A 25663-nucleotide genomic window follows, 5' to 3' on the forward strand; every position below is an offset into this window, starting at 1 on the left:
CCCCAAGTGTTGGCGGTATGGAAAAACAAAGCTTTGAACTGATCAATACTGCGGCTCTTTACTTGAAGGTACACACCTTAGTCTATGACAACCGGGAACCTCTTTTAGCTTTCTTCTTCCAGCTGAATCGCCGAATTCTAGCCAAAATTAACGATAACCCCGGCATCAAGCTTATTCACTTTAATGATGGATTAATTGCCTCTTTAGCCTCTTTTCACAAAGGATATTCCCATTTAAAACGAGTTGCCACGCTTCACGGACTGGATATTGTATTTCCCTTTCGCTATTTTCAGCGTAAGATCATACCGCGGTTTAACACATTTGATCAGCTTATTGCGGTTAGCCAAGCTACCGCCGACGCCGCCCATTTACGTGGTATCGATCCATCCAAAATTATTGTTATACCCAACGGTGTAGATCCGATACACCACTCCACTGAAAACAATGAACCAGTCTGCGAAAGCAAGCCCTATTTTATCACTTTGGGACGCCCTGTTAAACGGAAGGGCTTCTCGTGGTTGATGAAACATGTCATTCCCGCTATCCAGGGTGATTTCAAATTACTGATGGTAGGTCCATTCGATCACAAACCTACATGGAAAGAACGCCTATTGCGGCTTATGCCCAAAAAGATAAATCATTTAATCACCTTATTCCTCGGATTTCCGACCGATCAGGGCGAGATCAGAAAATTACTGAAAGCGTACCCCGAAAAAATTGAACATCTTGGAAAAGTCCCATTCGAACAACTGCAAAGCCTCTTGACCAACGCACAGGCCTTCTTGATGCCCAATATTGAAGTGCCCGGAGATATGGAAGGCTTTGGGCTCGTCTGTTTGGAGGCTTCTATAGCAGGCACCATTGTTGTGGCCGCCGAATTAGAAGGAATTACAAGCGCCGTGACACATCATTGCAATGGCCTGCTCCTGGCAAGCAAAAACCAAAATGCATGGATCGAACAACTTCAAGCCATTTTAGCAAATCCAGTCCATTATAAAAGCCTGAGCCTACAATTTAAACAAAATACCCTAAAACAATATAGCTGGGATATTATGGCCAGATCCTATTGTCAATCATTTGCGGACTTAGTTACAGCAGCAGACCAATAATTGACAGTAACACTTCATAGATTTGACTGCATCTACCATTTAGAGGAAATGGCTCTCCAGAAAGCAATTTTCAACATCTTTCAAGACGCAAAACTTTTTTATAGTGACCTGCTAACGTTTTATAAAAAATCAATTGAATCAAAGCGAAACATCCTACCAAAACAAGCCCCAATGGTGAATAAAAAGTTAGACCGATATACAGTAGCAATAAGAACAGCCGAAGCATCTCAAGTGGAAAAACCCAGTCTTCATGTTCCAGGAGCCCCCCAATACAAATGACGCTACAGAGAATAAATCCTCCGCCAATAAGGAGTTGTATGAGTTGCTGATAATTCCCATAAAGCAAAAAGAAAAAAAGAAGCGTTACCGTCAACATGGACTGAAAAAAAATATAGCGGCTTAACACCTGTGCGTGAACTTGCGGCCGAGCTCCTGCAAAAATGCGTTCTTCCAGTTCTTCCCGAATTTCAGGCTGTATGTCGTCGGGCCGACCAAATATCGTCCGCATTTTGTTTTTAAATCCTTCCGCCCGCTTAAATGACAAGCCTATTTCAAATAAATAATGAAAATGCTGCCAAAGAAAAGTGTAGCGATGAATAGGTTTGGTAAGACCATAGACACAGGGTTCATCCTTTTGTTCCGAGATAAATGTTCCAAACAGCTTATCCCAAATAATCAGGATATCCCCATAATTCTTATCCAAATAGAGTTCATTGCTGCTATGATGCACCCGATGGTGAGATGGCGTTACAAATATACGCTCCAAAATACCCAAATTTCCGACGGTCTGCGTATGGGAGAAAAATGGATATACGCCATGAATCAACAAAATAGCGGTCATCATAAAGGGCGGGAATCCCAAAAGGGGAATAAAAGCCCAAAATAACGAACGGAAAACGGCTTGAAATATGGTAATCCGGGCTGCTACGGTAAAGTTATAATCTTCACTTTGGTGATGTACAACATGAGCTGCCCACAACAAGTTTATTTCATGGCTATAGCGATGATACCAATACCAGAGAAAATCTGTAAATAGAAAAAGTATAACCCAGGTCCAAACATTCGCTTCAATGTGAAATATCGCAAAGTTTTGATACACCCAAACGAAAAAAAAGTAAAATAAACTAACAGAAAACATATCACACATACGCTCGACGATACCAACATTGAGATTTGAGATCGATTCATCAAAAGAATAAAAACGTTTCTGTTTTTTGAGGCTATACCAATATTCCAACACCATCAAGATTAAAAATAAGGGAATGATAAACGCCAAAAAATTAAGTTTTTCCGTATACATGCAGTCGCTATTTTGAAGACAAAAAATCTACCTTAATCGCAATTCAACAAGAACCGTCTTTTCTGATGCCAAAAGATCAATTCTTCCAAACTCTTTATTATTAAACAATCAATTTTAAATCAGGTTTTTCAATTTATGGTTTTTCAATTGCCAAAAATCAATGCTACATCATGTCCAAACAAGAAGAAACGTCAACCCAAAGTGCTTTTCTACCAAAAAAGAACCTGCACAAAAAAAGTCCTCAAAAAGTTAAACACTTTTTGAGGACTTCTGATTGAACGATAAATTGTTCTTCACGGATGGTGCACTATGATAACAGCGCAGCAGACGAACCCAATACTAATGTACACTGGACATATCGATCTGCGTTTTCCCTTGTTTGATCATCAATACAAAGGGCACACACAGCAAAAACACTACCCCGAGATACAAAAACACATCCATATAAGATAAAACGGTCGCTTGCTTCATTACACTCATGTCTAATATTTGATGCGCTTTGGCCAGCGCCTCATTAGGCGAAAAGCCTTTCGACTGAAAACTCATTTGCAATTGTTGCACCCGTTGTTGCACATCAAACTTGCTTGGATCTAAATTGGCAACCAGGTCAACACGATGTTTTTGGCTATCACGGGCAATAAATGTCGTGATCAAGGCAATTCCAAATGAACCACCCAACTGGCGCATCATCCCTGTAAAAGCTGCACCTTCACCAATTGACTTACCATGTAATGTCGATAGCGAGAGTGTCATCACAGGCACGAATAACAATCCTAAGCCAACGCCACGTAGAATCAGTGGCCAAAACATATGCTCAGATCCCGTATCATTGGTCATGAGACTATACATCCAAAAACAGAAGCCAAAAAAGATACTAAGCCCCACGGCAACCATATATTTTTGAGGAACACCATTTTGGATCATCTTTCCTATAAAAGGCATCATGATACCGGTCATAATCGAACTTGGTAATAAGAGCAAACCCGCATCGGTCGCTGTCCATCCCAAAATTGACTGGGTATAGATTGGAATAATAAAGGTCGAGCCGAACAAGCCAAAACCGAGGATAAAGCTCATCACTACACCCACCTGCAAATTTTTATCCTTCAATACACGCAAGTTAACAATGGGTTTGTCATACACCAGTTCCCGCCAGATAAAGAACAATAACCCGAAAACAGACAAGATTGATAAGCCTAAAATCAAGGGGTCGTCAAACCAGTCATCCTGTTGTCCATGTTCCAATACAAACTGAAGGGAACCAATAAACATGATCAAAAAGATCATACCAAACCAATCCACTTCCTTTGCAGATTGCTTTTGGCTATATTTAGGACTGCGCACAAAAGATAAGGTCAACAAGGTCGCAATAATCCCTAACGGCACATTGATATAGAATATATATGGCCAGGAGAAATTATCGATAATATACCCACCTAAAGGTGGACCAAGCGTTGGACCAATAATTACTCCCATACCATAAATAGCCTGAGCCATACTACGTTTTTCCTTCGGATAACTCTCTGTGATGATGGTTTGTGCTGTTACTAACAAGGCTCCACCGCCCATCCCTTGTATAAAACGAAATGCAACAAGCTCCCAAATGTTGGTCGCATTACCGCATAAAAATGAAGATACTGTGAATATGATAATAGAAGCCGCAAAGTAATTTCTACGCCCAAACTGTTGGGACAACCAGCTTGTCATCGGAATCACAATTACATTGGCAATTGCGTAAGCTGTGATAACCCATGCGACATCCGTCAATGTTGCGCCCAGTGAACCTTTCATATCGTTCAGAGCCACGTTGACGATGGTTGTATCCACGATTTCCAACAGCGCACAAAGTACCGCTGTAATCGTGATTACAACACGTCGAAAACCATATTCAACCAGACTATCTTGTTGATTTAAATTTTCCATAGTTATTGAACATGCACATCTACGTCAGCATTCATGCCCGGTCTGAGCAAAGCCACATTTTCTGCTTTATTGTCTTTTGTCAATTTGATCTTTACGGGTAAACGCTGAACCGTCTTTACAAAGTTACCCGTTGCATTATCTGGAGGCAATAAAGAGAAACGTGAACCAGTGGCTGGCGAGAAGGAGTTTACCTCTCCTTCAAACTCAATATTAGGATAAGCATCCACTTTAATACCGACTTTTTGTCCAGGTTTCATTTTTTCCAATTGCGTCTCTTTAAAGTTGGCAACGACCCAAGTTTCAATATTATCTACAATGTAGAACAAAGATTGACCTGGATTGACCATCTGCCCTGGTTGTACCTTGATATTCGATACCTGGCCATCCACAGAAGCAAGTACTGCAGTATAAGAAAGGTTCAATTTAGCCGCTTCAAGTTGCGCATTCGCTCTCTTTATATTTGCCTCAGCAACAGAAGTTTGCTTTGCAGCTACTGTAGTCTTACTCACGATTGCATTACGTTGTGAAGCACTGGCGTTGCGTTGTTGTTGTAAGATTTCAACCTGCTTATCAGCTTCCAATTTAGCCGTTAATGCCTGCTCATACTGTTGTTTGGTGATCGATTGGTTGTTGTATAAGTTTTGGTAACGGATATAATCATTGTTTGCTTGTTTCGCACGGATACGTGCGGCATCAATGCTTCCCAAATTCGATTGGATCGTTGCATCAGAGATAGCCACATTTGCTGAAGATGCAGATACATCTGCCTTTGAAACATCAAAGCTGCTTTGAGCTGCTGCCAAGGCGGCCAACGCTTCATCCACACGAACCTGATAATCCTGGCTCTCAATGGTGAACAACGTATCGCCCTTTTTCACCAAATCATTATCTTTTACATACACTTTCGAGATAAACCCGCCAACACGTGGAATGATCGGGCTCATATTTTTCTCTACCTGTGCATCATCGGTGGTCTCATGCGCTTGGCCGTGCATATATTTATACCCGCCATAAGCTCCTCCGAAGATGACCAATGCCGCCAAAATAATTGTAAATTTTTTATTTGTACCTTTTTTTTCCGGTGCGTTTTCTACTGTATTTTCCATGTCTAGATTAATTGCTATTTAATGTTTAAAGACCCATTTGCCAATAGAAGGTCGTAATATTTTTCAATGGTGTTTGCTTTGCTAATTGCCAGATTGATCTTGCTCTGTAACTGCTGTACATCGGCGGTTAATAAGTCGTCTGTATCTGCTATACCATTATCGTACTTATCTTTTGTAATCCGATAATTTTCAACCGCCTGATCCACCGCTTGGTGGTACACCACATCCTGCTTTTGTGCCAGCATATAGTTTTCATTGGCCTGTTGAACCTGAACTTTCACCTTATCATTTAATAATTCAATGTGCTCATCAATTTCTTTTATACGATTTTTCGCAACATTCACTTCTCTTTTGTTTTTATAAAGTGAACCGATGTCGTAGGATACACCTACACCCACCATGGCCGCATTTGTTACAGTAACCACTTTTTGCAAACCAAAAGCATTGTAACCTGCCGTTGCAGAAACCTGTGGCAATGTGGATGCTTTTGTTACCTTCAACTGGTCTTCTGCAAGCAAACGTTGAGACTCCAAAGATTTCACATCAGAACGCGAGGTTTTCGCAGCGTCATAAGATGCTTTTAAACCCAAATCAACACCGTTCACCTCAGCAAGATTGATCTGATCCAGCTGTGTATTTTCATCAATTTTCAAAAAATTAGCCAATTGATAGTTCAGCACCTTGATATTTTTCTGCGCCTCCTGAAGCGAAACCTGATAATTTGAAAGCTGCAGTTCTGCTTTTAACAGGTCGTTACGCGCGATCAAACCATTGTCCAACATCGCTTTAAAATCCGAAACACGCTGCTCCGACTGCTTGATATTTTCAGCAATCAACAAGTTGGTTTGCTGAGCCTTATAAAGACTTAGATAAAGATTCACTGCACGTATAGCCAGTTGTTCTTTACTTGCTACAGCGTTGTATTCCTCAGCTTTCAATGCATCTTTTGCAATATCAATACCGCCTTTAATACGTCCACCTGTATAAATTGGCATGCTCACCGAAGCCTGTCCTAACCACAATTGGTTTGCAGCAATATCCGGAGCAGAGCCCCCCTCACCTAAAGCCAACTTTAAATTCACATTTGGAGTAGTCATAGCCATGTATTGTCCACTCAATTTTGCATCAGGAAGCTGTTTCGATTTGGCCGTTTCAACTTCGAGCTGTCTCCCCAATATCTTCGTATCGGTAGACTTTGCTTCCACGCTTTGATTTGCGGCCAAGTGAATTATCTCTTCCAAAGTCATGTGTTTGTTGTCTTGCGCCAACAGACCCATAGGACTTAAAAGCAATAAAGCACTCAAATTGGCCAACTTATTTTTCATATGTCAATAAAGCTTTAATTGTTTTCTGTATAAATTCTGTTAAAGTTGTTTCAATATAATTTGCATAGTCCTCATCGTTATCGATATGCAACTGATCCTGTAAAAAACAATGGTTCATCTGAAAATTCATAAATACGCCCATCATCATGGAGTGGATCAAGATGGGATCATATCCTGCTTTGAATACCCCTTGTTCTACCCCCGCATTGATAACAGACGATATCACTTCAAGATTGTGCAGCTTGAGTTTGCGAAAAGCCTCCGAGATCAGCATGCGCTGTTTTAACGAACTTTCAATGGTAATGATATGATATAGCTTACGATGGGAGTTCATGGACTTAAACGACCTATCGACCATGGCGTCAATTTTGTCCAATGCATTATCAATAAGCGCCAGCTCATCCACATTGATCATAAAATCAGGAACACGCCATTCAAAGAAAGTATCCAGTAGCTTGTCTTTAGAACCAAAATAATAATTGATCATCGCGACATTTACATTCGCCTCATTGGCGATATCACGAACGGAAGTTCCATCAAACCCTTTTGTTGCAAAAAGACGCTCAGCTGCAAGCAGGATATCAATCTGTTTCTCGTTAAATTCCATTTTAAACCTCTATCTTTTATAGATACAATCGCAGATTCGTAGCGATTATAAAATACATTCTCGCTAAATGCGCGACAAAGTTAAACAAACGTTTAATTTAAACAAGTGTTTAATTATTAAATTTGTGTAAAAAAAAACACCATTTCTGGTGTTTGCTATGCGGGATGGAATCAGTTGAGGATCTTGTAGACCATTTCTTTTAGAATTTCCTCACTGCTGAAATTGCTCGGGACATTGACTCCCTTGGATTTCAAATCTGTTTCTTTCAACACATTGAGCACATCGAAAGTTTTCCGTCTGTTGTAATTTCTTGCAGCAAGCTCGTATTCTTTCAGAAAGAAAGGATGTACCCCCAATTCTTTTACTGCGACCGATTTGTCAATCAGATAATGGTATTTGAGAATCTTCGTGAAGTAGGTAGCAATTTGTCCAATGACCATTACCAGCGGATTATTTTTGGGGTTGGCCACAAAATAATCAACAATCTGATAAGCTTTTAGGGCATTACGTTTAGCCAATGCTGTATTTAATTCAAAAACATTGTAATCTTTGGAGATGCCAATATTTCGTTCCACATCTTCCATGCTGATCTCTTGACTCTTTTGAACATTAAGCATCAGCTTGTCAAGTTCATTAGACACTTTGGACAGATCATTACCGAGATAGTCCGCAATCATCATCGTCGCTTGCGGATGAATGCGCCAGCCGGCATCTTTCACATACGCTCCGATCCAAGGGCCCACCTTATCGTCGTATAGTTTGGCCGCATCAACAACTAGTCCTTTTTTTTCAAATACCTTATAGATCTTTTTGCGTTTGTCAAATTTCCCATGTTTAAAACAAAACACAAGAATGGTTGTCGGTGTAAGATGCTCCAGGTATTTGGTCAACAGTTCTTCCGTATCCGATTTCCATTTCAGCTCCTGCGCTTCCTTGATAATAATCAACTGATAATCACTCAACATGGGATACCGTTTTGCTGCATTGACAACGGTAGACATATCAATATCTTTTCCATAGAAAATCGATTGATCAAAGCCCTTCTGCGCATCATTCAATACTGTTGCTTCCAAAGCGTCGGCAATGGTATCAATGAAATAACTCTCCTCCCCTTGCAATAAATACACTGGTTTAAAAGACCTGTTCTTAATATCGGATAAGATCGGATTTATGTTCATATATAGTCTATTTATTCGCCCGCTGTAGATCAGTTGCCCCCCATTTGTTTCCGGCATCCAAGCGATCTGCTAGCGCTAAAATCATCCCATGTCACCGCACATCAAAACGTCTATCGAACTCGAGCATGGGCATTTTATGCGAAGCAAAATTACGATTTTAATGGCAATTCAACCGAGTAAACTCCGAAAATTACGCTTTAATAATTGACTCCTGCACCGCGATTACATTAAACTATTGATTTAATGCCATGAACATTCAGCAACATAGCTTTCACCATCTCGTTAAGTAATCGCATCATAAATACAGACCTCGGGTTTCCCTAACCTAAAAAATCAGACTAGTCAAAAAAACACATATTTCAGACTTCACGAATTTATTTCTTTTGCTAAAATTTTAGTATATTTGTGTATGTTTTCACCGACTCCACTGAACTTACCGCCGTTTAAAGCTAAAATATCCAAAAAGAACAATGCGATTTACATCTTTGATGAGCTCAGAAAAAAGGACTTGGTATTAACACCGGAGGAATGGGTTAGACAGCATTGGATCAACTATTTGTCGCTCATGAAAAATTACCCCAAAACACTGATGCATATTGAAGGCGGATTGAAATTAAATAACCTTCAGAAACGAAGTGATTTATTGATTTACAACAGTAGCGGGCATAAGGTCGTGTTAGCCGAGTTTAAAGCGCCACATATAAAAATCACACAACAAGTATTTGAGCAAATTGCAAATTATAATACGGTTCACCGTATACCATACCTGTTAGTGAGCAATGGCATGAATCATTACTATTGTAAAATTGATTTTATAAACGCGTCTTACGAATTTTTGGAAGACCTCCCCAACTACAACGAAATTGACTAAGGAGCTATGCATGAAATAGATAAAGAATTAATCCGGAGATACGGTATCCCCCAGGTCCTGAAAGGGGATCACCGAAAAAATGTAAAGTAGATGTAAAACATCTTTTCAATTTATTTGATTTTTAAAATATAGTTTTATATTAGTCCTACAGAATAGAAAAAATAAAAAGATGAATATAGATAAAAACGAATTCAGAAAATATGCAGTAAAGCATCACCGTATTGGAAGCCAACATGTTGATAGCTTCATTGCTCGTACAGAGACAAGCATTCCGACAAACCTTACACCTTACATCGTTGAAGAGCGTCAATTGAACGTTGCTCAGATGGATGTGTTTTCGCGTTTGATGATGGACCGTATCATATTTTTAGGCAGCGGTATTGATGATCAGGTAGCCAACATTATTCAGGCACAGCTCTTGTTCCTACAATCTACCGATGCACAACGTGATATCCAGATCTACATCAATTCACCAGGGGGAAGCGTATACGCTGGACTAGGAATTTATGATACCATGCAATATATCACGCCAGATGTAGCGACGATCTGTACAGGTATTGCTGCGTCTATGGGAGCTGTTCTTTTAGTTGCTGGTGCAAAAGGCAAACGTGCAGCCTTACGTCACTCACGCGTCATGATTCACCAACCTTCCGGTGGTGCACAAGGAGTTGCTGCCGACATGGAAATCAACTTACGTGAGATGATGAAATTGAAAGAAGAATTATACACCATTATTTCAGATCATTCTGGACAAACTTACGAATGGGTAGAAAAATCTTCAGATCGCGATTACTGGATGAGAGCCAATGAAGCCAAAGAATTCGGTATGATTGACGAGATTTTACTTCCTAAGAAGGAGATTATTAAATAACAATGGCAAAGAATAACGATAGAGACATTCACTGTTCGTTTTGTGGCATAAGCAAAAATGAGGCCCAGATGCTTATTGCAGGCAACGGAGCACACATCTGTGACAGATGTATCCAGCAGGCAGGCGAAATCTTGGCCGAAGAATTAAAACAACGAAAAAGTAAAACTTTACAGACTGCTTTAAAGTTGATCCGTCCTTTGGAGATTAAAACTCACCTGGATCAATATGTAATCGGTCAGGATGATGCGAAAAAAGTAATTTCAGTAGCAGTTTATAATCACTATAAACGTTTAAATCAGAAAGTGGATAAAGACGAGATTGAAATCGAAAAATCCAATTTGATTATCGTTGGTGAAACAGGTACAGGTAAAACCCTGCTTGCAAAAACTGTTGCCAAGATACTCAACGTCCCCTTCTGTATTGTGGATGCAACTGTATTGACAGAAGCAGGGTATGTAGGGGAAGATGTAGAAAGTATATTAACACGTTTATTGCAAGCAGCAGATTATGATGTAGCTTCTGCAGAACGCGGTATTATCTATATCGATGAGATTGATAAAATCGCTCGTAAAAGCGACAATCCGTCTATTACAAGAGATGTATCGGGTGAAGGTGTGCAGCAAGCTTTATTGAAGATTCTGGAAGGTACAGTTGTAAACGTTCCACCGCAAGGCGGCCGTAAACACCCGGATCAAAAAATGATCGCAGTCAATACTAGTAATATTCTATTTATCTGTGGTGGTGCATTCGACGGTATTCAAAAGAAAATTGCAAACCGTCTGCGCACGCAAACAGTAGGTTATAAAATGAACGAAGACGAAGAGGAAATTGACTTGAACAATCTATACAAGTATATTACACCTCAAGACTTGAAGAACTTTGGTTTAATTCCAGAGTTAATTGGCCGTCTTCCTGTATTGACTTACTTAAATCCATTGGATAAGGAAACTTTACTGAGCATTTTGACTGAACCCAAAAATGCATTGGTAAAACAATATAAGAAGTTGTTTGAATACGAAGGTATCGAACTAAAATTTGATCCTGACGTATATACGTTTATTGTTGATAAAGCTGACGAATTTAAACTTGGAGCCCGTGGCCTCCGCAGTATCTGCGAAGCCATTATGCTGGACGCCATGTTTGAGATTCCGTCAACAAAAGAGCAAACGGGACAGAAAGCATTAGAAATTACCTTGGACTATGCGAAGACAAAATTCGAAAAGTCCGATTTAAAAAAGCTTAAAGTCGCTTAAAAAAAATCCCGTTCGCTGAACGGGATTTTTTTTTAGAAAAGAATTAAAAATCTTATATTACAATAATAACATAGCCATAACGGAATGTTGACAGGAAGATAAGAGATTCAAGAAATTAAATTTAATGACTATGACAACAAAGAAAAGTGCAAAGAATACCGTAAATAGTCCGATCACACCAGGTTTAAAAACCAAAGAAGAAATCGTGAACAACTGGCTTCCTCGTTATACGGGAAGACCTTTGGAAGAGTTTGGGGAGTATATCCTTTTAACGAACTTTTCAAAATATATCCACCTGTTTTCTGAAATGCATGATAATGCGCCTATTTATGGCGAAGACAAACCGATGCAATCCGTCACTGCCGGAGGTATCACCATTATCAACTTCGGTATGGGAAGTCCAATGGCCGCAACCATTATGGATCTATTGTCAGCGATTGCTCCAAAAGCCGTTCTATTCTTGGGTAAGACCGGGGGTATCAAGAAAAAAATTCCTGTAGGTGAATTGATTCTTCCAATTGCCGCTATCCGCGGCGAGGGAACATCGAATGACTACTTTCCACCTGAAGTACCCTCATTACCAGCCTTCGCCATGCAAAAGGCCATATCCACTACAATTCGGGATCACCAACGTGATTACTGGACTGGAACGGTATACACCACCAATAGACGGGTTTGGGAACATGACAAAGCTTTCAAAAAATATTTAAAATCAATCCGTGCCATGTGCGTTGATATGGAAACCGCAACGATATTCAGCGTCGGATTTGCCAATAAAATTCCAACAGGTGCTTTACTGCTCGTTTCGGATCAACCGATGGTACCAGAAGGTGTCAAAACTTCTGTCAGTGATGTAACAGTTACAGCAAAATATGTCGAAGCACATATCAGTATAGGCATCGATGCCTTAAAACAGCTTATCAATAACGGATTAACCGTGAAGCACCTTAAATTCTAAGGTACAAGGCAGGCAACATCATATTTTCCTTTGGCTGGAAAATATGATGTACTACTCTCCATAAAACCATAACTACCAAACCCTAAAACTATTAAACATTATTATTGATTAATAATTGAACAGTTGTTAATTAAGATTTGAGATGTTAACAAATGTTAATCTTCACAATAATTAAACTATTTGACGTTTATATTGTAATAATCATATTACACTACATATATATCGTAAAAATTAATCAAACATTGTGAAGAAAAAAACATTATCTATTTTCAAAGTATCCGTATTAATTTGTTCAGCCTTAGCCACGCAGGTAAGTTGTTCTTCAAGTTCTTCAAAAGAAAATAAAACCAATGAAAAAGCCGTAGCCTTACCCGTTTATACCGTCACTAAATCAGATGCGATCACCATCAAGGATTATTTAGGGACTATTGAAGGTAAGGTCAATGTCGAAGTTCGCCCGCAGGTCGAAGGTCTGCTGCAGGAAATTTATGTTGATGAAGGTTCTTTTGTACAAAAAGGTCAGAAGCTGTTCAAAGTAGACCCATCAACTTATCAGGAAAACCTCAATAACATGGTTGCTACAGAGCAGGTCGCCAGAGCCAAACTTAAAAATGCACAGCTCGAAGTCGACCGACTGAAACCACTGGTTCAAAACGACGTTATCTCCGATGTCAGACTGGCATCGGCCAAATCAGATTACCAAGTAGCCAAGGCAACACTGGATCAAGCCATCGCTGCCGTACGTTCGGCTCAGATCAGCAAGGATTTTACAGTGATCACCGCTCCGGTAAGCGGTTATATCGGCCGGATTCCAAAACGCATTGGGAATCTGGTCTCAAAAGGTGACAAAGAACCTCTCACCTATCTTTCAGACATCCAGGAAGTGTATGTTTATTTTTCCATGAATGAATCTGACTTTCTTTATTTTTCCAAAGCACAGGCAAAAAAAGATAGCCTAGAAGGAAAAAAATACAACCAGAATCAGAAGCTTGTATTTCCCGAAGTGACGCTCGTCCTTGCAGATGGTGAAGAATACGCAAAAAAAGGTATAGTGGATGCCGTCAATGGCCAGATCAACCGTACTACAGGTGCGATCTCCTTGCGTGCGACATTTCAAAATCACGACAATATACTTCGGTCCGGAAGTAGTGGCACGCTTAAAATTGCAGAGGTTAAAAAAGACGTTCTTCAAATCCCCCAGATTGCAGTCAATGAATTGCAGGATAAATCCTTCGTGTATATACTGGACCAAAACAACAAAGCACAGAAACGAAATATCCAACTGACAGGCAAAAGTAAAAACAATTATATCGTCTACTCAGGACTACAGGAAAACGATCGCGTTATTACCAGTGGATTTGACAAATTGACAGACGGTTCACCAGTAACCCCGATTTTACAGAAATAATTATCAATCATTTTTACATGCTACAAGGTGTCGGGCATACTGTACACTTCATGTAGCGTGTTTAAAATTCCATATATATGCTAAAAACATTTATAAATAGGCCTGTATTAGCCACGGTGGTTTCCATTATCCTGGTAATCTTGGGCTTAGTGGGGCTAAAACTTCTGCCTGTTTCGCGCTTTCCGGAAATTGCACCACCAAGTGTGCTTGTTTCTCTAAGTTACCCGGGAGCAAATGCCGAAACTGTAGCAAAAAGTGTTTTACTACCTATCGAAGAAGCCATCAATGGTGTAGAGGATATGACCTATATCAAGTCGTCGGCCTCCAATTCAGGATCGGGAAGTGTGTCGGTCTATTTTAAGACCGGTACAAATCCTGATATTGCCTCGGTCAATGTACAGACACGGATTTCCAAAGCAATCAGTTCCATTCCGGCAGAAGTAAATGAGGCCGGAATCACGGTCATGCCGCGGCAAACGGGTGTCATTATGACCATCAATCTCTACTCCGATCACCAGGATAGTGCCTACGACGAAACCTTTCTCCAGGCTTATGCACAGATTAACCTGATGCGGCCTTTGCTGCGTGTCGATGGTGTAGCCCAGGTTTCCCGTTTGGGAGCACGGGATTATGCGATGCGACTTTGGTTGAACCCCGAAAAACTAGCCCTGTATAACCTCGTCCCGCAAGATGTCACCAACGCTATAAAAGATCAAAACTTTGAGATTGCCCCCGGTAAATTTGGAGAAACCTCAGATGAAGCTTTCGAAACAGTGATCAGTCATAAAGGGCGTTTCACCACACCGGAGGAATTCCAGAGTATTGTGATCAAAACCAACAGCGACGGTTCAGTGCTCTATTTAAAAGATGTGGCACGCGTCGAATTCGGTGCCACCAATCTAAGCAGCGACAATAAAGTAAATGGACATCCCGGTCTTACACTCAACTTAACACAAACCAGTGGTTCCAACGCACATGATATTGATATTGCCGTCAGAAAGGTTCTCGAGGAACAATCCAAAACATTTCCAAAAGGCATACACTATGAGGTGACCTACTCGGTACGTGACCAGATCGATGAATCGATCAACCAGGTTGAGCATACCCTTTTTGAAGCCTTTATCCTGGTATTTATTATTGTCTTTATCTTCCTGCAAGATTTTAGATCCACCTTGATCCCTGCAATTGCAATCCCCGTTTCATTGGTGGGAACCTTCTTTTTTCTGCAGCTTTTTGGATTTTCGCTCAATGTCCTGACGATGTTTGCCCTGGTGTTGGCTATTGGAATCGTAGTGGATGACGCCATTGTCGTCGTCGAGGCCATCCATGAAAAAATGCACAGCACAGGAATGAAACCCAGAGCCGCTACATTATCGACGATGTCCGAAATTACGGGTGCTATCCTGTCCATAACCATGGTCATGGCTGCTGTATTTTTGCCTGTAGGATTTATGGAAGGGCCAGCAGGTATCTTTTATCGCCAGTTTGCTTACACCCTTGCAACAGCGATTCTGATTTCAGCGCTCAATGCCTTGACTTTAAGTCCAGCCCTATGTGCGCTACTCCTGAAAGCCCCGCAACAGCATACCAATCAAAAAAACGGCAAAATCAATCAATTTAAAGATCGCTTCTTCAAAGCATTCAATACCTCTTTTGATCGACTGACTGCCCGTTATGTCTCGATTGTAGAAATACTGATCAAGAATAAGAAAATAGCCTGGGCAGGCTTAATTTTAATTACAGCACTTGGCATTGTGTTTATGATTAAAACACCTAAAAGTTTTATTCCGACAGAAGATGATGGATTTATCACATACAACATTGCCCTCCCTCCCGGCGCTTCATTGAGCCGAACAACTGAGGTTCTTCATCGTGCCGATAGTATTTTAAAGAAAAGACAGGACATCAATGGAATGACAACTGTTTCTGGTTTTAATGCCCTGGACGGAAGTTCAAGCCCGGCATTTGCCGCCGGTTACATTACCTTAAAACCACATGCCAAACGCGAGCACATCAAAAATATCAATGCGTTTATGGATACCATCAGAAATGATCTATCCCAGATTAATGAAGCAACGTTTACAGTATTCCCCCGCCCTACCGTACAGGGTTTTGGCGACTTTGCCGGAATTGAAATGGTTCTTCAGGATCGAATGGGTGGTGACATTCGGGACTTTAACACCATTGCAGATACATTTATTAACCAACTCAATACCTTACCGGAAATACGAAGTGCTTACACAAGTTTTAAATCAAACTTCCCTCAGTACGAGGTAAATATCGATGCCGTAAAGGCAAAATCTCTGGGAGTTGAGATCAAAGATCTCATGTCCACAATCCGATCTTATTTTGCACGTGTACAGGCGAGCGATTTTAATCGGTTTGGTCGCCAATACCGGGTTTATGTCCAATCAGATTTCGACTTCCGCAAAGATCCCGAATCCTTCAATTCAATTTTTGTGCGCAACAGTAAAGGCGAAATGGTGCCTATTAACACCATATTGACCTTAGAAAAGACGGTGGGTCCAGAAACCATTACGCGTTACAATCTATACAATGCAATTGCAGTAAATATTACACCCGCGGAAGGCTATAGTACGGATGATGCCATGCAGGCTATCCAAAAATTGGCCGACAACAAACTTCCGGGGAATTACGGTTTTGAATGGACGGGCATGAGTTATGAAGAAAGTCAATCCGGCTCACAGACCATCTTGATTTTTGCGCTTAGTATCCTATTCGTCTACTTTTTGCTTTCCGCTCAATATGAAAGCTACATTCTTCCTTGGGCCGTGCTATTATCTATACCAGTAGGACTGATCGGCGTATTTTCCGTGATCAACCTTGTGGGACTTCAAAACAACATCTACGTGCAGGTGGGGCTTATTATGCTCATTGGCTTATTGGCCAAAAACGCAATTCTGATCGTCGAATTCGCCGTCCAGGAGCGTAAAAACGGAAAAAGTATCGTCGAAGCAGCCATTAGCGGCTCCAAACTGAGATTACGGCCAATCTTGATGACCAGTTTAGCCTTTGTTGCTGGCCTGGTGCCCTTGATGTGGACGGTTGGCCCGTCGGCGATCGGTAACCATTCGATCAGTTTCAGCGCTGCCGGCGGCATGCTCTTTGGTGTAGCCTTCGGCATCTTTATCATCCCTGTACTCTTTGTCGTATTCAAAAGCCTGGATGAAAAATTACATGATAAACTAGCTAAAGAAGAGGAAGAATAATGAAAAACATAAAGAAATACCTTTCGGGAATATCGATCATCATTGGTCTCTTAGGCTTGATGAATGCCTGTAAGATTGGCAAAGATTATGTGCAGCCCAAATTCAAACTTCCCGAAAACTTTCGTGGCGATACGTTGGATTATTTCGGAGACACCTCCAGTATGGGACTGATCCATTGGAAATCCTTCTTTCACGATCCTACCTTGAAACTACTGATTGATTCTGCCTTGGCCAATAATTTTGAGATGAAAACTGCACTACTCAACCTGCAGATTTCAAATCGGGTTTTAGCGCAGAACAAAGCCAATTATCTACCCAGTGTCAATGCGACAATTGCCAATGGAAACCGCACCTGGCGATCGAAAGACTTCGGCAGTGGTCCGCTGACCAAATATTACGATCATAACGGTGAAAAGGCACCGCAAAATATGTTTGTCTATCAATCTATGTTTGGTTCCGATATTAATTTTAGCTGGGAAATAGATATCTGGAAGAAAATAGGAAGTAAACAAGAACAACTTTTAGCCGAATATTTGGATACACAGGAGGCAAAAAATGCGATACAGACCTCTATCATAACTGCTGTCGCAAAAGGTTACTTCAATCTTTTGATGCTCGATGCCAAGATTGAGGTTGCCAAACGTAACGTCCAATTAAACGACAGTACGCTGCGCATGATCAAGCTTCAATATGAAGCGGGTGAGATCACCGCCTTGGCGATCCAACAAACACAATCACAGCGTCTATTGGCGGCCTCCCTCGTTCCCGAAATCGAAAAGGAAATTGTCATCCAGGAAAATGCGCTACAGACACTGACCGGAAAATTACCCGATAGCATCAAAAGAGGCACTTCTTACGAGCATCTCTTCGCTGAAAGCAAAGACATCTCCTTAGGTTCCCCAATCGAAATTGTGCGCAATAGACCAGATATCCGATCATCTGAATTTCAATTGATGGCAGCCAATGCAAATGCCAATATCCAACAGGCCATGCGTTACCCTTCATTGACCGTAGGCGGCGTATTGGGGGTAAATAGTATGCTCCCCAAAAATTGGTTCAATATACCAGGGGCATTGCTCGGTGGAATAACCGGGAATTTGACCACACCTATTTTCAAAAACAAAACCTTGAAAACACAGTATGAGGTCGCTAAATTGGAACGTGATAAAGCCGAAATCCAATTGCAACAAAAGGTCGTCGAAGCCGTAGCCGAAGTCTCTAATGCAGTGGTGACGGTCGACAAGCAACGGGAGCAATTGTCTTTGGCCAAAGAAAGAGTCGATAATGCACATCTTGCCGTTAAAAATGCGGGTTTACTCTTTAAAAGTGGTTACGCCACATATTTAGAGGTGATTACCGCGCAAAGCAATGCCCTAAACAGTGACCTCGATCTAGTCGAGTTAAGGCAACAGCATTTAGATGCATTTGTGGATCTGTACCGGGCACTCGGAGGAGGTTGGAGATAAGGATTTAAAACGTTATTTTTGTGGTATGACTCCAGAAGAATTACAACAATATTTTCAATCCAAAGACTTGCCTGAATCGTTAGAAATACAGCAAGATATGCAGGTCTTCGACGTACAACGTTTCTTGAGCACAAGTTTTATCCATGTTGGATTATGGAAAAAAGATCTAAGCAAATGTCCATCCTGGATTAGACTTCTTAAATTCAAGGATGCTTTAGAAAATAAAGAAGAGGCCTAACATCTGTTAGACCTCTTCTTTATTTATAGCTATATGCTAGGAGCAAGTTGTTTCATTAATAGTGGCATCTGTTCTTTCGAAAAGATCTCTTCTGCCCCAGCGTCCCGCAATTCCATCCGTTCATTCTCATCACTACTTGATGTCAGCCCAAATATTCGAATAGAGGGAAACCGCTCCCGTATGATTTTTGCCGTTTCTATCCCGTTTAATACAGGCATATGCAGATCTAATATACATATTTCAGGAAGTTCGTGCTCGTTTTCATCGAGGTAGTCGATTAAATCCCTACCATTGGAAGCACAATAAACCAAATCCAATAAATGAGATTGAGCCATAGCTCGCATCAACACATGATGAATCAGCGCATCATCTGCGTAGACAACCGTACATTTATTTTTGGTATCCATTTGAAAAAGCTATCATTTTAATAATTATAAAAACAATATTATATAAATATGTAATAAAATAAAAAATACAGAAAAAAGTTAGCAATAATTATGTTATTATACAAATTTTATTTCAAAATGTTCACTATTAACAATCCAACAAGCTTTTAGTTTGATTTATACAATAAGAACATCATAGGTAGTAAATCTCTCCGTGTCAATACCGTTAGAAAAGATTAAGTAAAGAGAAATAAAGATCGGTAGCCTATACCTTAAAAATCATCTTCAATAATTTCAGCCACTCTTCCTACTTGGCCATCCGTCAACCTGACTTTAATTCCCCTCGAATGATATGAGGATGATGTCAGCAAGTCTTTCACTATGCCTTCTGTTAAATTTCCTGTACGTTGGTCCTTTTTTAAGATTATATTCACCAACATACCTGGCTTTACATCTGCTCTATTTCTTCCATCCATGGTCAAACTTAGAAAAATTGTTTTTTAAATGCAATATAAATAAACAATTTATTGTTAGAAAAACCTTCGTCTCGTATTTTGGAACAGGTACAATGAAAGCAAATGAAAGCCAATAGCGTAGATGAATGTTATAAACCGAACTACAGGCTATTTTATTCAATACCTGCCTACCATAAAAAATGGTCGGAATTTCTTCCGACCATGATTGGCTTTAAGCCTTTTTTTATGGGATGTAGGCCATCAGCATATTGGCTGTTTGACCAATTGAATTTATTTAAATAGCTTAAAAATATCGTTTCCGAATATAAAGACCATTAAAGCCAATAAAATAAAGAAACCGACCATTTGTGCTTTCTCCAGGAATTTTTCGCTCAATGGTTTGCCTTGTATCATTTCAACCAACAAGAACAATACGTGACCACCATCCAAAGCTGGAATAGGCAATAGGTTCATAAATGCCAATGCCATAGACAACATCCCTACTAAGGACCAAAAACGGATCCAGTCCACTTCTGTGCCGAACAAGGTAGCAATTCCAATTGGGCCAGATAATGCTTTATCGGCACGTACCTCCCCTTTGAAAATCTTGCCAAATCCTTTGGCGTTGTCGGTAATCACGGTGAAAGCTTTTTTAGCGCCGATTGGAAATGCCTCCATCAAGCTATATTGCGTTGTAAAAGATTTGATGGAATAATCACGGTTAATGCCTATTCCCAGCATGGCATCCGCAGGAACATTGCCTTGCAAGGAAACTTCATCACCTTTGCGTACGACTTTAATTGCTACAGCTTTATTAATATTCGCTTTTATTTGTGCTTTAAACTCGTCGAAGAAAGGAACCTGTACCCCATTCACTGCAATAATGCTATCGCCTTTCACAAAACCCATTTTACTTGCTGCCGACCCAGGTGATACTTCAGCAACACTTGTTGTTTTAACACGTGGCTCGATAAACTTTTCCCCTTTCTTATCTGAAAGCGTATTCAATAAATCGGCCGGAACTTTTACTTCTGTTGTTGCACCGTTGCGTTCAACTGTAAGCGCCACTCCGCCCATCAATACTTTAGAACTGATCAACTCCGAGTAATTTTCGATACGGTGACCGTCTATTGAAATCACTTTATCACCAGCTTTCAAACCGATGGATTCACCAATGGATCCCGGAACAATACCGTTTACCAGCTGATCCATTTTGATATCTGTATTGCCCATTTTAAAAGTCAGCATCCAAAAAACAACAACGCCGACCACAATATTGACAATAATCCCCCCAAGCATAACGATTAAACGTTGCCAAGCTGGTTTTGATCTAAATTCCCAAGGTTGTGGCTCACCCTTTAATTGCTCGGTATCCATCGATTCATCGATCATACCCGCAATCTTGACATAACCACCTAAAGGCAACCAGCCAATACCATATTCACATCCTTTATAATTGAATTTAAATAATTTCACTCCCCAGGCATCAAAGAACAGATAAAATTTTTCCACCTTGATACCAAATGCACGCGCTGCTAAGAAATGTCCTAACTCATGTAGAACAATTAAAATTGACAAGCCTAAAATCACTTGTCCGACCATAATTAAAACACCCATGTATGCTTTTTAAAATTTAATCTTTGATTATTTCCTTCGTTATTAATCTTGCGACACGATCCGTCTCCAGATAATCATCCAGCGTCGGTGTCGTAATGAATTCTACTTTATCTAATGTCTGTTCAATAATATCACTCATCTCCAAAAAACCAACTTGATCTTTCAGGAAGGCATCCACAACAACTTCATTGGCTGCATTTAATACACAGCTTCTATTTCCGCCGGCACGAAGGCTCTCATAAGCAAGTGCCAAATTCCGAAAAGTTTCCATGTCTGCTTTTTCAAAACTGAGCGTTGGATAGTCCATGAAATTAAATCGCTCAAAACTGTTTTCAAAACGTGCCGGAAAGGTCAGTGCATATTGGATCGGCAATTTCATATCAGGAACCCCCATTTGGGCCTTCATGGATCCATCCTGAAACTGAACCAGCGAATGTACAATAGACTGGGGATGTACAATCACATCGACCTGATCTATTGACAGATTGAAGAGCCATTTTGCTTCAATCACTTCTAGCCCTTTATTCATCAAGGAAGCTGAGTCAATCGTAATTTTGGCACCCATCGACCAATTGGGATGTTTCAAGGCTTCAGCCTTGGTCACAGCGAGAAGATCTGCCCTCTTTTTACCACGAAAGGGTCCGCCGGAAGCTGTGATATATATTTTCTCGATTGGATTATGCTCCTCGCCAGCCAAACACTGGAAGATCGCCGAATGCTCCGAATCGACAGGAAGCATGCGTACACCATATTCTTTCACCAAAGCCATAATCAGCTCACCGGCGACAACCAGCGTCTCCTTATTGGCCAGCGCAATATCTTTTTTCGATTGAATCGCTTTAACAGTAGGTTTTAATCCCGCAGATCCAACGATCGCATTCAAAACAACATCTACTTCTTCGTACTGCACCACTTCAACCAGTCCAGCTTCCCCCAAAAGAACAGCAATATCATGTCCTTTTAAAGCATCCTGCACATAACTATACTGAAGGGAATCTGTTACGACAACCGCTTTGGGCTTAAACTCCAAGGCCTGTTTAACCAACAATGTGGCATTGCTACCACAGGTCAGAACGATTGCTTTAAATTTAGTAGGAAAGGCTCGAATCACATCCAAGGCTTGTGTACCTATACTTCCCGTTGCCCCTAAAATGGCAATTCCTTTTTTACTCAAAACCTTTGCTATTAATTAAAATATATTATTTAAAATCTTTGGATCCTCTCCCCCATGGTAATCCGCCATCATGGATCGGTAAGCGACCGAAACAACAATACTAGCCAAAGGTACCACCAAGAAAGAACTCACGAGGTTCAAAATAATAAAAATTATGTAATATTCTAAATAATTAAAATACATCTGTAATAACTGGAAAAAAGCAAATACAGCCAAAATCAATAATAGTTTGAATACATTGCCCTTTGTCAGTGCAAAACTGAATCGTAATGACCTCAATGTGCCCGCGTGTTTATCGATAATGAAAAATGGATAAAATGCCACTCTAATAATCAAGATGAAAGTCAATATTGCCGCGACAAAAACAACAAACATCGTAAAGTTACTCATCAGCTCCATCCGATTGTCACCATTTTCAAATAGATAAAGGAATGGTAAAGAAACGGCTCCTAAAATCATCAGCAGTGCTATGGAGAGCACCATTATACTTAACATGGCACCAAAAAAATAGGCAAGCTCCTTTGAGCTGGGAATACATTGAATCAGTTTCTTATCATGATTTCCATCAATCAGACTTAAGATATACTTAAATAAAGTCATATTCAATCCGAAATACATCACCATGAAAAAAAACGCCATGAAACCACTCAACACCACATTGAAATCACTGATGGTAGTCGCAAGATAATTGGAGAGTCCGGAGGTCACGAACAGTAAAAAACAAAGCCCTGCCACTGAAAAATAATGTCTTTTCAGCAGCTCCCATGACTTATTAAAAACCTCATTAACGGCAAAAGTACTTTCCTTTAGGAATTGAATCATTTTTTCTTTGAATAAACTTCTACAAAGATGCCATATTTTTTAATTTTCAACAATTTACACTCCCATAAAAATCATTTTTTTTATAATATTTAACATAAAAAAATCCCCTATCCGAATGGACAGGGGATTTTATAGGGTATATCGAACTATGCCTATTTAAATTCTTTGGGAAGCGGCTTCTCCAATAAGTATTGGTAGTAGAAACGTGCACGCTCATTAGAATCATATTTACTTTTCGAACGGTCAAATCCATGACGGCTTCCCGGATAGATCATCAACTCAAAAGGAACACTTCGATCTGTCAATTTATCGACTAGTTGGATTGTATTCTGTAAATGAACATTATCATCCATATCGCCATGCATAATACGCAAAACGCCTTTATAGTTATTTGCATAGGTCAACACAGAACCCGCTTTATAGCCTGCAGGATTGTCTTGAGGCGTATCCATCCATCTTTCAGTATAATGACTATCGTACAGATCCCAGGAGGTTACGGGTGCACCCGCAATACCGAAATCAAATACGTCAGCAGCCTTCGTCATCGCCAAACAAGTCATATAACCGCCGTAGCTATGCCCGGTGATAAGCACTTTGTTTTTAGCTACCCAAGGTTGAGATTTTAACCATTTAACAATCGTTGAATAATCAATAATCTCCCAGTGGCCAAGATTGCGGTGCATATAAGCAACACCTTGTTTACCAAAATGACCAGATGCCCGGTGATCTGCAGAGACTTGAATGATTCCTTCATTAGCCCAATATTGATTATTCGTTCCTTTCCAGGTATCTTTTACCGTTCCAGCATCTGGACCGCCATAGATACTGAAAACAACAGGGTAAACTTTTGATTTATCGAAATCTGTCGGGTAAGTAATTGTCAATGGAAGATCGAACAAACCGTCATCTGATTTAAGATGTAAGTATTCGGTTTTACCGTAGGTATAGGAAGCAAAATCAGCCGCTTTACTATCTGCTAACTGACGGACGACCTTCCCCTGATTATCCAACAAAGCAAACCGATCAGGAGTACTCACATTGGAGTATTTGGTAATGAAATACTTGCCGTCAGGCGATACATTGACATCGTGTGAGTATTCACCGAAAGTCAGACGTTTTAAGTTTTTACCCGAATAATCCACGCGGTACAAATCAAAACGTGCCGAGTTCTCTTTACGTGCGGTAAAATAGATCACCTTATTTTTTTCATCAATCCGTTTTAATTCGGTTACCTGCCATTCGCCGGAAGTAATTGGATTGACCAATGTTCCATCCAATTTATAGAGGTAATAATGCGCCCAGCCCGTCTTATCCGATTTTAAGATATAATACTTGTTGTCCGCAAGATAGGTGATACGCTCATCGTGATCCAAATTGATCCATGAAGCCTGGCGCTCATCGTAAATTTCTTTTTTCGAGCCAGAATTCGGATCCACCTGATAAAACTTCAAATTGGTCTGATCCCTGTTCATCCACTGCACCATCACATTTTTGCTATCAAAGGCCCAGTAAGGCTGCCCAAAATACTGATCATCTTTTTCGTTGAAATCAGCCCAGGTAACGTTCCCCCCATCGAGATGAACGATACCCACCTTCACTTCCGGATTTGGATCACCGGCTTTGGGGTATCTTGTCTCCTCCAGGTAACCATGCTGGCCTTTGGACGAATAGATCGGAAACATAGGAACCTTGGTATCATCGAAACGCATGAAGGCGATTTTACGGCTGTCCGGAGACCACCAAAAGGCTTTGTATTTTGTTGGACGCCCAAGAATTTCCTCGTAATATACCCAAGATGACCAACCGTTGTAAATCACGTCGGTACCATCATTTGTATATTGCATTTCTTTTCCCGATGTCACGTCCACGCTATACAAATTGCTTTTGCGGGTAAAGGCAACATATTTACCATCCGGCGATAAGGTCGGATTCTGTTCCGCAACATCAGGAGAGTTGGTCAACTTCTTGGCTACACCATCTGTACTTTTCAGGAAGATATCATTGTTTTCGACATAGACAACCGTCCCTTCTTTAGGAGGAACTGTATAAATGCTTCTGTGACCTGATTTAATGTTAACCTGATATAAACGACCATCATTTACATCATTTTCCAGATAAGCTGTCGCGTCCGCCCAGCCAGGATACTGATTCGTACGAACTGTCAACGATGGCTTTTGCCCCCAGGACTGTGCAAAATCCAATTTCTTTTGTGCAAAACCAACCTCATGCACTAAAAAAACGATAGACGCACCTAAGAGTACTCTTGATACCGTATTCATTAATTTTTGGATATGTTTATTAATTATTTTGGCTAAGATAAAGAATTGTGGCAAATAACGACGATTTTGCCTGTAACAAGCTTAATT

Annotated in this window: 21 protein-coding genes; 9 read left to right on the forward strand and 12 right to left on the reverse strand. The window is 40.4% G+C overall.

Annotated features, from left to right (window positions below; all coding sequences use genetic code 11):
• The first annotated feature begins 17 nt into the window (after positions 1-17).
• Positions 18-1109, forward strand: a complete 1092-nt coding sequence (locus ACLCDV_RS16450) for a glycosyltransferase family 4 protein (RefSeq protein ID WP_411971686.1) — start codon at positions 18-20, stop codon at positions 1107-1109.
• A 70-nt stretch (positions 1110-1179) separates the two neighbouring features.
• Here the strand turns inward: ACLCDV_RS16450 and ACLCDV_RS16455 are convergent, their stop codons facing one another.
• The 6 genes from ACLCDV_RS16455 to holA all read right to left on the reverse strand — a co-directional run bounded on the left by ACLCDV_RS16455 (position 1180) and on the right by holA (position 8548).
• The gene (locus ACLCDV_RS16455) at positions 1180-2409 is read right to left on the reverse strand and encodes a sterol desaturase family protein (protein ID WP_201667849.1); all 1230 of its coding nucleotides are present in this window, start codon (positions 2407-2409) and stop codon (positions 1180-1182) included.
• A 339-nt stretch (positions 2410-2748) separates the two neighbouring features.
• Complete coding sequence (locus tag ACLCDV_RS16460; protein ID WP_317665718.1) at positions 2749-4332, reverse strand: MDR family MFS transporter; 1584 nt, start codon at positions 4330-4332, stop codon at positions 2749-2751.
• 2 nt (positions 4333-4334) lie between these two features.
• Positions 4335-5438, reverse strand: coding sequence for an HlyD family secretion protein (locus ACLCDV_RS16465; protein ID WP_317665716.1), 1104 nt, complete (start codon positions 5436-5438; stop codon positions 4335-4337).
• Between the two features lie 14 nt (positions 5439-5452).
• Complete coding sequence (locus ACLCDV_RS16470; RefSeq protein ID WP_317665714.1) at positions 5453-6763, reverse strand: TolC family protein; 1311 nt, start codon at positions 6761-6763, stop codon at positions 5453-5455.
• Positions 6753-7370, reverse strand: a complete 618-nt coding sequence (locus ACLCDV_RS16475; protein WP_317665712.1) for a TetR/AcrR family transcriptional regulator — start codon at positions 7368-7370, stop codon at positions 6753-6755. The genes ACLCDV_RS16470 and ACLCDV_RS16475 overlap by 11 nt, the downstream gene beginning before the upstream one ends.
• Positions 7371-7540: 170 nt before the next feature.
• On the reverse strand, positions 7541-8548 hold the full coding sequence (gene holA / locus ACLCDV_RS16480; protein WP_411971687.1) for a DNA polymerase III subunit delta: 1008 nt from the start codon (positions 8546-8548) through the stop codon (positions 7541-7543).
• 409 nt (positions 8549-8957) lie between these two features.
• Between holA and ACLCDV_RS16485 the strand changes: the two genes are divergently transcribed.
• From ACLCDV_RS16485 to ACLCDV_RS16520, 8 genes are all read left to right on the forward strand, one after another.
• Entirely contained in the window at positions 8958-9419 is a 462-nt protein-coding gene (locus tag ACLCDV_RS16485; protein WP_317665708.1) for a type I restriction enzyme HsdR N-terminal domain-containing protein, read from the forward strand.
• Positions 9420-9588: 169 nt separating this feature from the next.
• Positions 9589-10290 (forward strand): ATP-dependent Clp endopeptidase proteolytic subunit ClpP, encoded by a 702-nt coding sequence (gene clpP / locus ACLCDV_RS16490; protein WP_046674530.1) that lies wholly within the window; start codon positions 9589-9591, stop codon positions 10288-10290.
• Positions 10291-10292: 2 nt separating this feature from the next.
• Complete coding sequence (clpX, locus tag ACLCDV_RS16495; RefSeq protein ID WP_317665705.1) at positions 10293-11543, forward strand: ATP-dependent Clp protease ATP-binding subunit ClpX; 1251 nt, start codon at positions 10293-10295, stop codon at positions 11541-11543.
• Positions 11544-11667: 124 nt separating this feature from the next.
• Positions 11668-12501 (forward strand): AMP nucleosidase, encoded by an 834-nt coding sequence (locus ACLCDV_RS16500; protein ID WP_070565520.1) that lies wholly within the window; start codon positions 11668-11670, stop codon positions 12499-12501.
• 244 nt (positions 12502-12745) lie between these two features.
• Positions 12746-13909: an efflux RND transporter periplasmic adaptor subunit gene (locus ACLCDV_RS16505; RefSeq protein ID WP_411971688.1), complete on the forward strand. Its 1164-nt coding sequence runs from the start codon at positions 12746-12748 to the stop codon at positions 13907-13909.
• 77 nt (positions 13910-13986) lie between these two features.
• Positions 13987-17139: an efflux RND transporter permease subunit gene (locus tag ACLCDV_RS16510; protein ID WP_411971689.1), complete on the forward strand. Its 3153-nt coding sequence runs from the start codon at positions 13987-13989 to the stop codon at positions 17137-17139.
• Positions 17139-18605 (forward strand): efflux transporter outer membrane subunit, encoded by a 1467-nt coding sequence (locus ACLCDV_RS16515; RefSeq protein ID WP_411971690.1) that lies wholly within the window; start codon positions 17139-17141, stop codon positions 18603-18605. The genes ACLCDV_RS16510 and ACLCDV_RS16515 overlap by 1 nt, the downstream gene beginning before the upstream one ends.
• Before the next feature lie 25 nt (positions 18606-18630).
• Positions 18631-18843 (forward strand): DUF6965 family protein, encoded by a 213-nt coding sequence (locus ACLCDV_RS16520; protein WP_120332699.1) that lies wholly within the window; start codon positions 18631-18633, stop codon positions 18841-18843.
• Between the two features lie 29 nt (positions 18844-18872).
• Here ACLCDV_RS16520 and ACLCDV_RS16525 read toward each other — a convergent pair whose 3' ends face one another.
• The 6 genes from ACLCDV_RS16525 to ACLCDV_RS16550 all read right to left on the reverse strand — a co-directional run bounded on the left by ACLCDV_RS16525 (position 18873) and on the right by ACLCDV_RS16550 (position 25576).
• The gene (locus ACLCDV_RS16525) at positions 18873-19250 is read right to left on the reverse strand and encodes a response regulator (protein ID WP_088162127.1); all 378 of its coding nucleotides are present in this window, start codon (positions 19248-19250) and stop codon (positions 18873-18875) included.
• 251 nt (positions 19251-19501) lie between these two features.
• Complete coding sequence (locus ACLCDV_RS16530) at positions 19502-19705, reverse strand: YwbE family protein (protein WP_046674525.1); 204 nt, start codon at positions 19703-19705, stop codon at positions 19502-19504.
• Positions 19706-19975: 270 nt separating this feature from the next.
• Positions 19976-21301, reverse strand: a complete 1326-nt coding sequence (gene rseP / locus ACLCDV_RS16535; protein WP_317665691.1) for an RIP metalloprotease RseP — start codon at positions 21299-21301, stop codon at positions 19976-19978.
• Positions 21302-21317: 16 nt separating this feature from the next.
• Positions 21318-22475 (reverse strand): 1-deoxy-D-xylulose-5-phosphate reductoisomerase, encoded by a 1158-nt coding sequence (locus ACLCDV_RS16540; RefSeq protein WP_317665689.1) that lies wholly within the window; start codon positions 22473-22475, stop codon positions 21318-21320.
• Positions 22476-22490: 15 nt separating this feature from the next.
• Positions 22491-23297 carry a beta-carotene 15,15'-monooxygenase gene (locus tag ACLCDV_RS16545; protein ID WP_153846361.1) on the reverse strand — a complete coding sequence of 269 codons (807 nt, stop codon included), beginning with the start codon at positions 23295-23297 and terminating at the stop codon, positions 22491-22493.
• Positions 23298-23449: 152 nt separating this feature from the next.
• Positions 23450-25576: a DPP IV N-terminal domain-containing protein gene (locus tag ACLCDV_RS16550; protein ID WP_411971691.1), complete on the reverse strand. Its 2127-nt coding sequence runs from the start codon at positions 25574-25576 to the stop codon at positions 23450-23452.
• Positions 25577-25663 lie beyond the last annotated feature (87 nt).

Source organism: Sphingobacterium sp. Lzh-3 (assembly GCF_046764375.1).
GTDB lineage: Bacteria > Bacteroidota > Bacteroidia > Sphingobacteriales > Sphingobacteriaceae > Sphingobacterium.